We start from the raw sequence: 15,013 nt of genomic DNA on the forward strand, positions 1-15,013 counted from the left end.
ACTGGTCAGAGAAGCTCGTGAAGGACAACGTGGTGTCTGAGCTCAAGTCCAACCGGAGGCTCCTCAGGGTCGAGTCGGCCCGGGGGACCCTCGAGGAGGTGGAGGGACACCTCCGAGTGGGGGACCTACCCCCCGGAGTCTACTACGCCGACCTAACCTTGGGAGCCCAAGTGATTACGGTAAAATTGCTAGTCCAAGAATATAAAGGTGACTCCGGGACACACGTCAGGTACCTCTACACGACCGATCTCTCGCTCAGCGAGGAGGAGATCGAGGAGGCATGGAAGATGAGGTGGGAGATCGAGAAGCTTCACAGGGACGTGAAGGCCTTGGGACTGGAGGACTCTTCGTTCTGGAGGAGAGAGAGGCTCCAGGGTTACCTCACGATCTTCACCATCATGGTCAACGTCGTCAGGGAGCTGATAGGGGAGCCGAACCTGAGGAGCGTGGAGGCGTTCCTCAGGTTCGTTGAACGTTATTTAGGTGGACCGCCGGGGCTGATGAAAATCTTTAAGTTACGTTAAAGTCCCATAACTGCTGAGTTTTAGTAGGAATTCCGGTGAACTTTGTAATAAGGAACACGTGCATCTTTTCTGCTTCTTCTCCATGTATAAACAAGATCTCGGCTACCTTCCTAAAGGACTCAATATTTACTTTAATTTCTTCATTGACTTCACGAGTGATACATTGCTCGGGCGTTTCACCCTCCTCAACTTTACCCCCAGGGAATGTTAGATACCCAGCTCCTAAGCCTCTGAGTTTTCTTATAAAGAGTAAAAAATTACCGTCTCTTATTATTCCTAGGCATGTCTCCTTCATTTAGCCGGAAACCCAGGTTTGACTAGTCTTTTCAAGTCAAGTATGGTATTGATTTCTTCATCCTTATATCCTAATTCTCTCAGTGCTTCCCTTATTGACATCCCCTTAGCTAGTTGTTTACCTATTTGAGATGCCTTATCATATCCGATTATGGGTGATATGATAGTAACTAATGAGGGGCTACTTTCGGCGTACCTTCTCATCTTTTCTACGTTTGGAACCATACCGTTGATAACTAAATCTGACATTTTACTAAATGCCTCAGCTAATAAGGTCTCCTCCATTACGAGATCGTAACCTACTAGTGGAACACCCATAGCCAACTCAAATTCACCTAGCATTGAAGCGAACTGTATAGCGTGATCTAAACCTATGACTTGAGCACTTACTAGAAGAGAAGCCTCTACAGTTACCGGGTTAGTTTTACCAGGCATTATACTGCTTCCAGCTATTTCCTCTTGGCTGGGAAGTTCAATCTCATTAAACCCCGTCATAGGTCCCGAAAACATTAATCTTAAGTCTTGCCCTAGTCTATATAAGTTCACTGCAGAAGTCCTCAGGACTCCACTTAGCATTAACATATCGGTGAGAAGTTTCAAACCCCTGAATTTATTTGCGGGTTTGAAGCCCATAGAAGCAATTTTGTTTATCTCATTGACTACTCTCTCCTGAAACTCAGGATGTGCATTTAGCCCAGTACCTACAGCTGTACCTCCTATGGGAAGTTCTTTTACGTATTCCAGTATTTCCTTCAACTTTTCTAAGTCGTGTTGAAATGCATCAGCGTATGACAATAATTCTTGACCTAAAGTTACCGGTAAAGCATCTCTTAAATGAGTCCTGCCTGATTTAATTATATCGTTAAATTCCTGACCCTTTTTATCCAGAGACGTGATGATCTTTTCGTATGCGGGAATTAGAAGTTCGTATGCGGTTTTCACTGACGCAATGCGTATTGCAGTAGGTACGGTGTCATTAGACGACTGCCCGAGGTTTACGTGATCGTTAGGATGAACTTTCTTCCCTGAAATTTCCGTAGCCCTTTCTGCAATAATCTCGTTTATGTTCATGTTTAACCCGGTTCCAGAACCTGTCTGAAACACGTCTACAATCACTTTAGAGTCAAATTTCCCTTCCATTACTTCTTCAGATGCTTTCACAATAGCTTGTGCTATTTGCTGATCTAATAGTCCTAATTCACCGTTAACTTTAGCACACGAATACTTAATAGCTCCCATAGCCCAAATTATTTGCCTAGGGAACTTTGTCCCAGTGTTCATAAAGAGTTTCGGAGCTGTTTCGGTGTATTTCATATTGATTCTATTTAAAGAAAGAGTGTTACTTAATAATTTCGATTAATAAGAGTAAAAAAGGGATTACTAATAGCATGACGATAATATTATTAGATCAATCCTTAAGTTTAGAGTGATGGTAGTAATAAGGAAATTCGAAGTGAGTCACCTTAACACTAACTGCTATTTAGTAACTAAAAATAATTCAGGGATATTAATCGATGCAGGAGAGAACCCAACAGAAATTATATACTACATTAAAGATAGAGGAATAGAATTAAAGGCAATCCTTGCTACTCATGGTCACTTCGACCACGTTTTGGGTGTGCCTGAGTTAAAGAAACACTTAGGCGAAGTCATATTCTACTTACACGAGAACGATGAACCGTTGGTTAAAAACGATCCCCGAACTTCTCACATTTCCGTAGACGGTTATGTTAAAGGAGGAGAAATGGAATTTGACGGTATTAGAGTTAAGGTGATCGAGACTCCGGGGCACACTTTAGGTAGTGTTACGTACTTAATAGAGAATAACTTATTTACCGGTGATACTCTCTTTAACGAGAGCATCGGTAGATACGACTTAGGTGGAGATAAGGCTCTCCTTAAGAAGAGCCTAAAAAGGTTAATGGAGCTTGACGATTTACTAACAGTGTACCCAGGGCATGGTTTTCTTACGACGTTAGGTTACGAAAAGTTTCACAATCCGTTTTTAAACGGGGAAATAGATTGGTAAATATGACTTAGCATGAACGTAAAGATACTTAAAGTGGAGAAGTTAAACGACGTTATAGAAGTCGAAGGCTTAGTACCTGCAAAATGTGCTGTAGGGTACTACGATGTAAGAATTAAAATACGCGGTTTTAAAATTATAGAAAGCAATTGCCAGTGTGGTCAACCAATTTGTCAGCATGCTGTAAAACTGCAGTTAGCATACTTAAGAGTCTCTAGATGACCAGTTCTGTTTCCAAAACGTGAGTAATGCATAAAATGACGCGAAGTATTGTATTACTAATGCTATTGTTCCTATTAGGAAAGTCTTGAGTTTTTCCCTCATGATTAGTTTTGCCAAGGCATAGGAAAATGGTATTATGGAGATTGTAGGTAGTATGCGGGTTATTATGAACATCGCTATTAATGATGGTCTAGGTCGTAAAAAATGTTCAAAAATTTTGGCTAAGATTAGTGATGAGTGAGTTCCCCCAGTTAGTAGTACGTTCAAGATACCTTTCTCTAGTATTCTCTCAAACAAATGCAAGTTTAATATCAAGTGTATATCAAGAAATAAGGATAGAATTGACAACAAAGGTAGCATATTTAGGTAGGTCACGTTAAAGGAATATATTAATCCTCTTTTATTTATAACTCCTTCTTTTATTTCCTTTATAAAGATTAGGTAGTTAGCTCTAGTCCAACGGGTTACTTGTTTGGCGAAAGTCATAACATCATTAGGGGGTTTTGTATAAACTATAGCGTCTATAGCTTTTACGGCCTTATAACCTTTCATAATCACGTATTCTGTAAGATCTCTATCGTCTGATAGGATCATTTTTCTGCCGAATATTCTAGGGTTTCTAAATTCCTCTGATAATACATAAGGCTTTATTAAATCGGTTCTATATAGGACACACTGACCACTTAATATTATAGCACTCCCAAAGTAATTAACTGCTCTGTTTACTAATTCACTCATACTTTCGAAAAACTCCGCGTAGTAATAGGACCATTTTTTACTCTTCATCATTCTGATGTTTGCACCTACTCCCCCAACATCTTCGGTCATATAAGCCAATAGTTTTTCTACACTATCCTTCGATATTATAGTATCACTATCCAGTAATAGAACTAGTTTAGTTGTCACATATTTTATCCCTTCAGATAACGCAACTCTTTTTCCTGACCTCTTTTTAAGGCTTATAAAAAATCCCTCATATTTCTTTACTATGATGCTGTAGGGTTCATCAACACCATCCCCTACTACTATTAACTTAAGGCCTATTCGGGCTATTGACTTTATTACTTGTTCAAACAGTCTTACATCTTCTTTATATACTGGAATTAACACCGTAATGTCGGATTTTGTAAAATTAGTATTATATTTCTTTGGCTTGTATTTAAGTCCGTAGTATGTGATAAGTATAAAGTAAGTAATGGTTAATACTGAAGATGATATTACGAACATAACGTGAGCGGTGAAGTTTAACATTCAGATATCAAATAAGATATCGCATATAAAAATTTTAATCAGAGAGAAAAACTTTTGTAAGTCCTAGTTTAACTTGTTAATTAGTTTTTTAATAGATATAGGAGAAATTCAATATCTGTCTAGTTAATAATTAAGCTAGTAGTTTATGTTAAGATTAGTATCAACCTTAACCGAAAAGACCATCTTTTATACAATATCTTTATATGATGTAAGGAAAATTTAATTTATTCTAAGTTTGTATTTATTGTATGACAAGGTTAATCATACTAGGAAATGGGAAATTAACAGTATTATATGATCAGGGCTATATATTAAGAGAACTCTACTATCCTTTACCCATCGATAATCACCTGCATCAAGCTAAATTAGGTGTATGGAGTGACGGAGACTTCAGTTGGTTAGATCAACTTAATCCTAAGATTGATTATGTAGAAAACTCCCTATCTTCATTTGCCGAGGCTGAATTCAACGGGAGTAAAATAAAGTTGGTGGACGCTATAGATATGGCTTATGAGATTTTTGTAAGAGAGGTTAGTGTTACCTTATCAAAGTCTAGTGATTTGAGAATTTTCTTTCACCATGATTTTCACATTAATGGGAATGACATAGGGGATACGGCACTCTATGATCCGTTTACATCCTCAATTATTCATTATAAAAGAGACAAGTGGTTTCTCTTTAAGTGTGATATACCGTTTTATCAGTATGCTACTGGATACAAGGAGACGAGTATATATTTGGGTACTTGGAAAGACGCCGAAGACGGTGAATTATCTGGAAACCCTATAGCACAAGGTTCCGTTGACTCTGTTGTCAGCATCAGACTTTCTTCGTCTAAGATCTTTTATTGTTGGTTAGTTTGTGGTTCAAGTTATGAGGATGTAGTGAGGAAAAACGATTACGTAGTTAGGAAAGGTCCAAGAGAGCTAATAAGGAGAACCCAGAACTATTGGAAAGCGTGGCTCAGTAAATTAATAGACTACGATAATATAGTGAAAAGAAGTGCATTAATAATTGCCGCTCATTGGCAAAATAACGGAGCAATCCCTGCTGCCTTGGACACTGATATATTGAGGTTTAATAAAGACACTTATAATTACGTGTGGCATAGAGATGCTGCCTTCGCGGCTATAGCTCTTACACTCTTAGGATATCAAGATCAAGTTAGGAATTTACTTCTATTTACGAAACCTCTTCTTTATAACGGTTTTTTGTTTCAGAAGTACACATGTGATGGTCATTGGGGATCCACATGGCATCCTTGGACTATGAGAAGTATCCCAATCCAAGAAGATGAGACAGGATTGTTAATATATGTTGTATGGATTCATTTTTCAAAGTTTAACGATATAGATTTTATAAAACCTTTATACGCACCACTTATAAAAAAGGCAGCCGACTTCCTAGTGGCTTATAGAGATGAAGAGTCTGGCCTTCCTTTACCCTCTTACGATCTATGGGAGGAGAGACTCGGTACTCATTTCTTTACGTCTCTTGCAGTCTACACTGGGTTAATTGCTGCTAGTAAGTTTGCTGAGTTCTTTGGCGAAGAGAACTTAAAAGAAAAATATCTCTTTGCAGCCAACGAAATTAAAAGAGGATTAAACCGTTTCTACGTTAGTGATCACTTTGCAAGGACGATTTACGAGGACGGTAGTGTTGATAAGACGGTTGATGTAAGTACCCTTTTCGCTTCAATATTAGGCGTTTTTGACGCAAAAGACCCTCGTGTAATAAGTAATAGGAAAATTATAGAGGATAGACTATCTGTTAACGGAGGTATAATAAGATATGAAAACGATAGTTATCTCAAGGTAACCGATAAACCCAACATCTGGTATATGGCGACCTTGTGGTTAGCCCAGCAATACGCTCTAGAAGGCGATAAGGAAAAAGCGACCAAATATCTCAACTGGGTTCTCGGTCACATTCCCTCTACGGGTGTACTGCCGGAACAGATAGCACCAAATAGTTCATATACATCTGTAGCACCGTTGGTTTGGAGCCATGCGGAGTTAATTCGGACAATCTACATGCTAAAACATCTATGAATCGAAATTTATCTTCTTAACAATGAATTTTAGAACACTTATTTTTAATCAATTGAAGAAAAACAAATTCATATGAGATTACAAATATTACCTTGGTTCATTCTTCTAATACTATTATCACCAATTGTTCTCGGCATACAAAATTATTTTATTTACTCCGATGCACCTTTCTTGACGCCTCAGTACGGTAGTGTAGTCGTAAAGCAAATATTGGTTAAATACTTTAACTACTCTGAAGAAGACGACATATACGTCCTTGTCTCAGGAAACTATAACCAGGCGTTCAAGGAAGTAAATAATTCCCTTAAGTACTTGTCAGATGCAAAACTAATAACACCGTATGACTACTTAAATCAATCCAACCAAACCTACTTTAAACTCATTTCGCCTATAATTAACTCCACGTACGAAAAACTTTTACCACTTCATTCTTTGTACGTAAACCTTACCAAAGAGAGAGCGTACATTTTGCAAAACTTTTCCATTTTTGAATATGAGCTTAACGTAACTTATGGTATTCCCATTCACAAGTTTTATCCAGTTGGAGCTGAAGCGGAAAAGTTCTATTACATATACTCACAGCTAAATGGTAGTGAGTTACAAAAGGCTAGGAACGCAAGCTTGGCCGTATTCAAAGATCCGTTCGTTCTTCTGTTCTCGTTCTCGAACTACTCCAATCCGTCACTAGTCCGTTCTACCTTATTGAACTTCTCTAACTATTCATATCTCGTAAAGATTCTGACAAGGGAGAGTATGCCAGAGAACGCTTTGGTTGATCCTTTTAGTTACGCTACCAACCAGGTCGAGAGTGAGATTAAGCCCATGCCTATATCTTTGTCTGATTTTCATCGAGACGGGAAGTGGTTATTCATTATACAAGTCCCGAATAATGAGAGTTTAACACAAATTGAGGAGTTTATGAGTAACATTAACGCGACGGTTACCGGTCACCTTCCGATCTATGCGGAATCTGCAATAGCCACTGAAAAGGATCTAAAAATAATCGACATAGTTACGGTGATACTCCTTTCAATACTCTTAGTGTTGTTAATCAGGGCTCTAGTACCTATTCTGATACTGATTCTAAGTGCCGTAATAGGTCTCGAAATAGCTTACGCTTTACTATTCCTAGCTACTTTCTTCGGTTACCAAATATATTATATATCAGGGCTGGTAATTCCTCCTATAGTATTTGGAATTACAGTAGATTACTCGATACTGTTTCTATATAGGTATTTTGAGGAAGTGAGAAAAGGTACGGAGAATCCAGTCTCAAAATCTTTCAGGACAGCTGGAAGAGCTCTATTATTTAGCGGTCTTAGCATAACTCTAGGGTTTTCGTCCTTCATTATATCATCGTCTCCTCTCCTGAAGAATATCGGCATAGCGTTAGTAGTGGCTTCTGTGTCCTCGCTTATACCCGCGTTGTTCTTTATCCGGAGTGTGCTATTGACAATTCCACAAAAGTACATTAAGTTCCCAAGAAAAGAGGTACCAAATCCATACGACATAAGGCAGAAATACCTTGAAACTATGAGCAGAGCGGCGATCAAATGGAGGTATGTTATATTGGGAGTGATGGTAATACTTGGCTTTTTAGGTTATAGTGCGTTCATAACCCATACTACTAACGTCGCCATAAACGAGATAGTACCGCCTAATAGTGAAGTTGTAGCAGGTGAGCAAGAGTTACTCCACTTTCTCAACTATAGTGTGGACTATATAGTGATAAAGGGAAATCCCAACTCTTCTTACACTCAGATCTATAACCTATCTAAATTTATAATAGATAATAACGGATTAGTGTACGGTCCTGCTTCTATAGGGTCAACATTAATAAAGAACCAGACCTACCTAACTAACCTTTACTTTTCTCACAACTATACGTTGATTGAGGCGTACATACCATATCCTGTTTTCAGTGACGGTGCAATTCACATCACGAAACAGATAATGGATATGGGTTATTTGGTTGGAGGCAGTAATGCGGAGAGGATTTACATCGTTGATAATACCGTCCAAGTCTACTATACTTTCGTTTTACCTCTGACAATAATTCTAATAACAGTGTATTTAGGTATAGTATTAGGTTCTGTTATTGTTCCTTTAAGACTGTCTTTAACTCTTCTCTTAAGCTCCTTAGTCGGAATAGCGTTAATGTTCATCATATTTAACCAAGTTTACTGGTTATCACCTCTGATAGTCTTCGCTATAATGTATAGCTTAGGCATTGATTACGACATGTTCATTATAATTAGAATACTAGAAGAGAAAGGAGAGGAAGAAGAAAGGATCGTTAAGGCTGTGAAGAACACTGGTCTGGTCGTTACTGCAGCAGGACTAATTTTGGCAGGTGCGTTTATGTCTTTAGGATCAGCTGATATGAGATTCCTGCAAGAGATCGGAATATCAGTTGGGTTAACTATACTTTTCGATACATTCATCGTGAGACCGATAATGGTACCGGCCGTTATGGCAATACTAAAGAAATATAATTGGTGGCCCGGGCTGAGAACGGTCGAGAAGTATGTCATAGACGAAAAACAGAACTAGCAGGAGATCAGCCTTATCTTGGTTTAAGAAAATTAATTTTCTCTTTTTCCAATTTATGTAAAGAGGATGAACCTTACAAGGGCTGAGAAGTGATGAAAAGATCCTGCTGAGCTCCTCGAGTGTCGAATCTACTTGTGTTAACTTTAAATATTTTAGATATATCTATTTCATTCATGAATGGTATGGTCACTAAACTTTTGTCAGTTATTTTTGTCATTTCAATCTTAGCGACTACCTTTTCAATAATTCCTAGTCAAGCAACAATACCTAGACTGTCCTTCATTACGGTTCCTCACTTAACACAATTGATAGCCCCTGGGATGACAGAAGTCCCTATAACATTATCTATAACTAACCTAGGTTCTACAGTTTATAATCTCAACATAACCCCCTTAACTAAATACCCCTTTGAGACATTCTCTTACTATGAAGGTACCCAGAATATAAGTATACCAATATTTCAGCAGGGTGATACGATCAACGTTACCTTTATATATAACGTATATCCCAACGTGACTGACGGGGTATATAAGTTATACTACGAAGTTTCTGGAACATTACCTAATGGGACTAATTTTACTAAGGAGCTTTCTGTAGATATTCCGATTTTAGGGTACGTCTCAATTTCAGCAAGTTCTGTTTGGGGTACAATATCATCTCCCCTACTAGTAGCTCCGGGAGAGAATAATGTACCGTTGAGTATAATCTTGATAAATTCAGGTAACGTAATAGCTAGTAATGTTAGTTTAATTCTGGAGAATCAATTTCCTATTAAGTTCTCACAAAACGTAGTAAAGGTAGGGTATTTGCCAATAGGGCAACCCGTCACAGTGACGGTATATTCAAGCATTTACCCTAACGCGAGTGAAGGGACATACAGTATTCCCGTCGAAGTAAAATATTTTAACGGTGTGACAACTATAGACAACTTAACAGTAGTTGTAAACGGTTATCTCAATTTCTCCGTTACAACTATATGGGGATCTCCTCAGTCTCCCATTATAGTATCGGCTGGCGAGTCCCAAGTACCTTTAACTTTCCTAGTGAAAAATTTAGGTGATGTCAATGCGTTAAACGTATCCTTGACGATAAGGAGTGGATATCCCTTAATATCATCTCAGAATTCGGTTTACATAGGAGTAGTTCCAGCAGGCGAGGAAAACTACGGAACAATAACAGTTAGTGTATACCCTAATGTCTCATCTGGAGTTTATTATATTCCGGTTACCATCAAATTCTTCTCGAACGCGAGTGTTAAGGAGCTAGTTCCCGTTGAAATATACCCGACAAATATAACAGTAAATACTGTAACGATTCCACCTCAAGTCTTCCCAGGCTATTATGACGTAAGAGTTGTACTTCTAGTCCTGAATTACGGAGAAGGAATTGCAGAGAACGTAAGTGTTTTCCTCAGTAGCGGTCTTCCGGTAGTATCTCCCGATGAAGTAGATCTAGGAGCTATACCTTCGGGTAAGATAATAAACACTACGTTCTTAATTAACGTTCCTAACTCAACATCCCCCGGCTATTACTACCTCAACTTCACAGTAAAGTATGATGGCGGTAAAATAACCAAGCCTTACAAACTTCAAGTGTATCCTAAAGCTGACCTCGAGATAGTTAATGTTTACTATCCTACTATAAACCCAGGGTCTACCAATGTTCCAATTACTTTAACGATTAAGAACGTAGGAAATGTAACAGCTCAAAATGTGAAGGCAATATTAGGAAGTAGTGATGTAATATATCCTCACGTAAGCTCATCAAATCCTCTGATGGGGTTGACTGCTTCTGAGGCTTACCTGGGAGATTTAAAACCAGGTCAGGAGGTTAATGTTACATATGTCGTGGATGTTAGTAGTGGTGCTCAAGTAGGAAACTATGAAGTTACTTTAACATTATTGTGGAACCAATCTGGTTCGCTGTTTCCTTTCATTCAAAACGATAGATTTACTATTCAAGTTAGTCCTACAGCTTTTGATAATTTAGTAAATGAGGGCGTGACCTTTCAAGTTGGGACTTCAAAATATAGTGTGGGTTGGCTATATATTATTATAGGAATTATAGTGATTATTTTAGTGATAGTAATAGCAATAAGGCTATCTATGAGGAGAAAACCTAATGCTGGAGGAGGAACTTGAAAGAGGAAAGAGAGATTATTACAGGTTATTTGTATTGATTAACTCACCAAGGTGGAGGTATTTTTTACTTAATTTCCTGTCGGAGTTTGTAAAAAGAAGGGACAAAGGTTCGCTCAGTATAGGTTATGCTTTTCACCCATGGGTAGAAGGTGCCAAGGACAGAATTCAAGATCTGAAATCGTCTCTTAACATCAATTCAGTAATAGATATAGATTATTCTAGATATACCAAGTATCTTGGGGCGACTTTTGATATAATGATATTAGACGCAGTGGATGACTTTAGACCTAATTACATCTCTGCTCTATCAGACTCGGTCAGAGGAGGAGGAGTAATAGTTTTATACAGCGACAATATAGAAAATAATAAGGTATTTAAGAACTCGTTAATTAAGGACGGCAAAGCGGATAACTTCTTTGAAGAGAGATTCCTGCGGTTAGCTAAAAATCATGAAGGGGTATTGGTTATCGACGAGAAAGGGGAGAGTTTTAAGCCTTTAACCCAAAAGGTTCAGAGACCGGTTAGGAGCATTCCCGAAGTCCCTCACGTAGATAGGAGGCTTCATGAACTGTGTCAGAGTAAAGACCAAAATAAAGCCCTAGAGGAAATGAGATTTATTATGGAGGGAGAGGACAAAAGGATACTAGCCATAACGGCTCCGAGAGGGAGGGGTAAGAGTTCTGTAACTGGTCTTTTCTTATCTTTCCTAGTTAGTGAGCGCAAGTTCGATAACATAATTGTTACTTCTCCTACCTATCTCTCTGCCCAGGAGATTTTTTCCTTTCTAACTAAAGGGTTAGACACTCTAGGATTAAGATATAAGTTAACGAGATCAAAAGATGGGAAAATCCTCAGCGTGGCTTCAAAGGAGGTTATAGTAAAATGGCTCGCTCCCGATCTCGCGAAGGACTATGAGGGAGACTTGATAATTGTAGATGAAGCCGCAGCACTAGGACTTGATACGGTAAATTATATAACTAGCCGGTGGAAAAAGGTGGTTCTAGTATCTACAATTCATGGATACGAGGGAAGTGGTAAAGCCTTCCTCAAATACCTCAATTTCTTGCGAGAGAAAGTGAAGTTTAAGCATATTACCCTTACCTCTCCTATACGCTATGCACAAGGTGACCCAGTCGAGAGGTTTTTATACGACGTTATGCTCTTAGACGCAGAGCCGAAACCTAGAAAAGTTAATGAGGTGAAAGTCACGGAGTTAGATAAACAGTCTCTATTTAAGAATGAAGGGTTATTGAGGCACTATTATGGAATCCTAGTGTCTGCACATTACAGAAACTCCCCTGACGACCTGATGATACTAGGAGATCTTCATTATGAAAGAATATTTGCTATGGGAGAAATAGGAATAGCCCAAGTAGTAGAAGAAGGTAGACTATCTAAAAGTGAAATCAATACGATACTTAACGGCGGACAGAGCTCAGGTAACTTAATTCCCCAGAGGCTAATCAAGTACGAGAGAGTATACGAGTTCGGATTTACAAAAGGTTGGAGGGTTATAAGAATTGCCATTCACCCCGATTACCAAGGAAAAGGGTACGGTTCAGCCTTACTTAGCGAAATTGTAAGGATAGCGAGAGAAGAAGGACTTGACTGGGTAGGTTCTTCGTTTACCTCTGATGTCAAAGTACTAAGCTTTTGGATTAAGAACGGTTTTATACCAATATATCTCTCCACTCGAAAAAACGAGGGATTAAACGGGTACTCAATCATTGTAATTAAGCCTTTGACAGATACCGCAAAAAGGCTTTCGTTACATGCGTCTGAACTCTTGAGAGAGAAGGTCTTGAGGACGGCTCATCAAGTATACTTTAATGTTAATCCCTTAATTTTAGCTAATATATTACGGGTCTTACCTAAAAGGTCTGAAAAAGTCGAAATTCCTGTGGAATATAAATCTAAATTAGAAGCTTATTTAAGCGGTTACCTTCCTTATAACGCTGTTGCAGATGCAGCACACTACGTAGTTTCAAAGTATTTTTCTACTGCTGAAGATGCATTTCTTAATAAAACTGAAGAAGCTGTTTTAATAGCACGGACTATTCAAGGTAAGAGTTGGTATCACACGTCATTATATCTAGATATAAAGCCCAGAATAGCAGAAGAAATCATGAGAGGCGCTATACAAAAGATCCTCGAAAGGATATGAGTTTATGTTATGAAAGCTTTTATTTATGGTTTGTATTATTGTAATCTTATGAGGCTTATATCTAAGCTCATACTAATATACTTGATAATCGAGTTAGCAATATTCTTAGTTATAAGCTCGATACCGTCGCACAACCCGTCTGTTCTTCAGGAATATAATGGTTTAGAGAACTCAGTTCAAAACACGAATTACTTCGGTAAGGTGTTAATGATTTTTCCTCATAACCTAGCTATAGCTACTGCCGATTTCATACCTATCATAGGAATATTAGTTTTCGGTATTACAATAGCGGATACTGCATATGTAATTAGTGTAGTGTCTACTCACTACGGAATACCGGGTATAGTGACAGCAATTTCTTTGTTACTTCTACCTCACTCAGCGGTTGAACTCCCTTCATATGCCATAGCAATCGGTGCTGGAACTTATACAGTAATCAATTGGAGGGACTGGAAAAGATCTTTGCTTACATACATAGTCATCCCAGTTGAACTCTTCTTTGCTGCTCTAATAGAATCTTCTTTGTTTTATGTTCCTAATCCACTTATAATGTGGGTGGCTGCAGTTCCCGTATTAATAGGCATCTATTTCTTATACGAGAAGATCCAAAAGTACGCTGATAAAGTTAGCATTGCTACTCAAGTAGGTTATTTAGGATTTGGAAATACCCAGCACTATTATACCAATCAATTTTTCTCTTTGTATAAAGATGCGTGGAACAAGGGAAACATGTATGAAACCCAAGGGCAACTACAAGCTGCAATAGATAATTACTGGTCAGCGATACTTTACTTACTTGACGCTATGGCAATAAAACTGAACTTACCATATACTACTAAGGAGGATTTATACAGAATTGTGCAAATAATCTCAAATTACTATCCTAATGTTATGATGTTGTTTAACAAGGTGCAAACAGATTTTCAAGTAATTAGAGATCCGCTACTGATAGGCGATTTGAAATATCTGGCTACACTTCTAGAAAATTCGTATTTTAATCCGACAATTCGACCATGATGGGTAAGTGGTCTGAGCCCTCGATTTTTAAGACTTGAAAATCTACAATCTTTGGAGCTAGTTCTTCAGATACAAGGCAGTAGTCTATTCTCATAGCCTTCCATTTAAACTTGTAACTTCTCCAAGTATATTCCATCCTTGATGTCTTTTCCGCACAGTCCACGAACCCCTTTTTAATAAAGTTGTTCAACCATTCTCTTTCCTGAGGTGTTAAGCCAGGCTCAGTTTCGTCCCAAAAGCTAGAGTCCTTCTTACTTCTAACTGCATTGAAATCTCCACAAATGATCACTGACTTGTTTTCCCTAAGCCTCAGTGCGTAGTTCTCGATAGCGTTATTGAACTTAATCTTAAAATCTAGTCTAACAAGCCCGTCTCCTGCTCTCGGAAAATAAGTGTTTATTATGTAAAATTTTTGGAACTCTAGCGTGAGAACCCTCCCCTCCGAATCAAATTCCTCTATTCCTAAACCTTTTATCACGGAAAGTGGTTTTGGCTTGCTTATGCTCATAACTCCGCTATATCCCTTCTTCTTTGAAGGAAAGGCTAAAATGTTTAATCCAGATATAAGAAGGTCTAGAGGTACGTCGTTAGAGCGTATTTCTTGAAGGAGAATCACGTCATAGTCTTTTACAATTTTTTCGAGGGCTCCCTTTCTAGTTATTGCCTTCAGGCCATTAACGTTCCACGATACGATCTTCAACTTGTTAAAACTAAACTTATAATGTATAAAAGTTCTACTTCACTGGAATAAGGTATTTTATCGTTTAGTT

General features: G+C 38.3%; 11 protein-coding genes and 1 pseudogene. 8 read left to right on the forward strand and 4 right to left on the reverse strand.

All coding sequences use genetic code 11. From position 1 onward, the window contains the following. Nucleotides 1-524: pseudogene (locus WIW72_RS00605) on the forward strand (IS701 family transposase); the annotation flags it as partial. On the opposite strand, the gene WIW72_RS00610 reads toward WIW72_RS00605, so the two are convergent. Both WIW72_RS00610 and WIW72_RS00615 read right to left on the reverse strand, forming a co-directional pair. Continuing rightward, nucleotides 511-819, reverse strand: a complete 309-nt coding sequence (locus WIW72_RS00610) for an NUDIX domain-containing protein (RefSeq protein ID WP_337702363.1) — start codon at nucleotides 817-819, stop codon at nucleotides 511-513. The pseudogene WIW72_RS00605 and the gene WIW72_RS00610 sit on opposite strands and share 14 nt — an antisense overlap. Continuing rightward, entirely contained in the window at nucleotides 816-2,132 is a 1,317-nt protein-coding gene (locus WIW72_RS00615; protein WP_337702361.1) for a class II fumarate hydratase, read from the reverse strand. The genes WIW72_RS00610 and WIW72_RS00615 overlap by 4 nt, the downstream gene beginning before the upstream one ends. A 115-nt stretch (nucleotides 2,133-2,247) precedes the next feature. Here WIW72_RS00615 and WIW72_RS00620 point away from each other — a divergent pair, with 115 nt between their 5' ends. Together WIW72_RS00620 and WIW72_RS00625 are read left to right on the forward strand one after the other, a co-directional pair. After that, nucleotides 2,248-2,847: an MBL fold metallo-hydrolase gene (locus WIW72_RS00620; protein WP_337702359.1), complete on the forward strand. Its 600-nt coding sequence runs from the start codon at nucleotides 2,248-2,250 to the stop codon at nucleotides 2,845-2,847. A gap of 12 nt (nucleotides 2,848-2,859) precedes the next feature. Continuing rightward, on the forward strand, nucleotides 2,860-3,066 hold the full coding sequence (locus tag WIW72_RS00625) for a hypothetical protein (protein WP_337702357.1): 207 nt from the start codon (nucleotides 2,860-2,862) through the stop codon (nucleotides 3,064-3,066). On the opposite strand, the gene WIW72_RS00630 is transcribed toward WIW72_RS00625, so the two are convergent. Further along, nucleotides 3,049-4,317, reverse strand: a complete 1,269-nt coding sequence (locus tag WIW72_RS00630; RefSeq protein WP_337702355.1) for a glycosyltransferase family 2 protein — start codon at nucleotides 4,315-4,317, stop codon at nucleotides 3,049-3,051. The two genes, WIW72_RS00625 and WIW72_RS00630, sit on opposite strands and share 18 nt — an antisense overlap. 248 nt (nucleotides 4,318-4,565) lie before the next feature. On the opposite strand from WIW72_RS00630, the gene WIW72_RS00635 reads away from it, so the two are divergent. The 5 genes from WIW72_RS00635 to WIW72_RS00655 all read left to right on the forward strand — a co-directional run bounded on the left by WIW72_RS00635 (nucleotide 4,566) and on the right by WIW72_RS00655 (nucleotide 14,243). Continuing rightward, nucleotides 4,566-6,368, forward strand: coding sequence for a glycoside hydrolase family 15 protein (locus WIW72_RS00635; protein WP_337702353.1), 1,803 nt, complete (start codon nucleotides 4,566-4,568; stop codon nucleotides 6,366-6,368). 72 nt (nucleotides 6,369-6,440) lie between these two features. Next, the gene (locus WIW72_RS00640; RefSeq protein WP_337702350.1) at nucleotides 6,441-8,921 is read left to right on the forward strand and encodes an MMPL family transporter; all 2,481 of its coding nucleotides are present in this window, start codon (nucleotides 6,441-6,443) and stop codon (nucleotides 8,919-8,921) included. 173 nt (nucleotides 8,922-9,094) lie between these two features. Continuing rightward, nucleotides 9,095-11,062, forward strand: coding sequence for a COG1361 S-layer family protein (locus WIW72_RS00645; RefSeq protein WP_337702349.1), 1,968 nt, complete (start codon nucleotides 9,095-9,097; stop codon nucleotides 11,060-11,062). Beyond that, nucleotides 11,043-13,226 carry a tRNA(Met) cytidine acetyltransferase TmcA gene (locus WIW72_RS00650; protein WP_337702346.1) on the forward strand — a complete coding sequence of 728 codons (2,184 nt, stop codon included), beginning with the start codon at nucleotides 11,043-11,045 and terminating at the stop codon, nucleotides 13,224-13,226. Before WIW72_RS00645 ends, WIW72_RS00650 begins: the two co-directional genes overlap by 20 nt. A gap of 48 nt (nucleotides 13,227-13,274) precedes the next feature. Beyond that, nucleotides 13,275-14,243 carry a stage II sporulation protein M gene (locus WIW72_RS00655; RefSeq protein WP_337702344.1) on the forward strand — a complete coding sequence of 323 codons (969 nt, stop codon included), beginning with the start codon at nucleotides 13,275-13,277 and terminating at the stop codon, nucleotides 14,241-14,243. On the opposite strand, the gene WIW72_RS00660 is transcribed toward WIW72_RS00655, so the two are convergent. Next, nucleotides 14,221-14,943, reverse strand: coding sequence for an exodeoxyribonuclease III (locus WIW72_RS00660; RefSeq protein WP_337702343.1), 723 nt, complete (start codon nucleotides 14,941-14,943; stop codon nucleotides 14,221-14,223). The genes WIW72_RS00655 and WIW72_RS00660 overlap by 23 nt on opposite strands. Nucleotides 14,944-15,013: the final 70 nt, after the last annotated feature.

Origin of the sequence: Stygiolobus sp. CP859M, assembly GCF_037389975.1 — an archaeon.
In the GTDB taxonomy this organism is placed as follows: Archaea; Thermoproteota; Thermoprotei_A; order Sulfolobales; family Sulfolobaceae; genus Stygiolobus.

Coding starts and splice junctions, on each gene's coding strand:
- WIW72_RS00620 (WP_337702359.1), top strand. CDS start 2,248: ATGGTAGTAATAAGGAAATTCGAAGTGAGTCACCTTAACACTAACTGC.
- WIW72_RS00655 (WP_337702344.1), top strand. CDS start 13,275: ATGAGGCTTATATCTAAGCTCATACTAATATACTTGATAATCGAGTTA.
- WIW72_RS00640 (WP_337702350.1), top strand. CDS start 6,441: ATGAGATTACAAATATTACCTTGGTTCATTCTTCTAATACTATTATCA.
- WIW72_RS00650 (WP_337702346.1), top strand. CDS start 11,043: ATGCTGGAGGAGGAACTTGAAAGAGGAAAGAGAGATTATTACAGGTTA.
- WIW72_RS00635 (WP_337702353.1), top strand. CDS start 4,566: ATGACAAGGTTAATCATACTAGGAAATGGGAAATTAACAGTATTATAT.
- WIW72_RS00625 (WP_337702357.1), top strand. CDS start 2,860: ATGAACGTAAAGATACTTAAAGTGGAGAAGTTAAACGACGTTATAGAA.
- WIW72_RS00610 (WP_337702363.1), bottom strand. CDS start 819: ATGAAGGAGACATGCCTAGGAATAATAAGAGACGGTAATTTTTTACTC.
- WIW72_RS00630 (WP_337702355.1), bottom strand. CDS start 4,317: ATGTTAAACTTCACCGCTCACGTTATGTTCGTAATATCATCTTCAGTA.
- WIW72_RS00615 (WP_337702361.1), bottom strand. CDS start 2,132: ATGAAATACACCGAAACAGCTCCGAAACTCTTTATGAACACTGGGACA.
- WIW72_RS00645 (WP_337702349.1), top strand. CDS start 9,095: ATGAATGGTATGGTCACTAAACTTTTGTCAGTTATTTTTGTCATTTCA.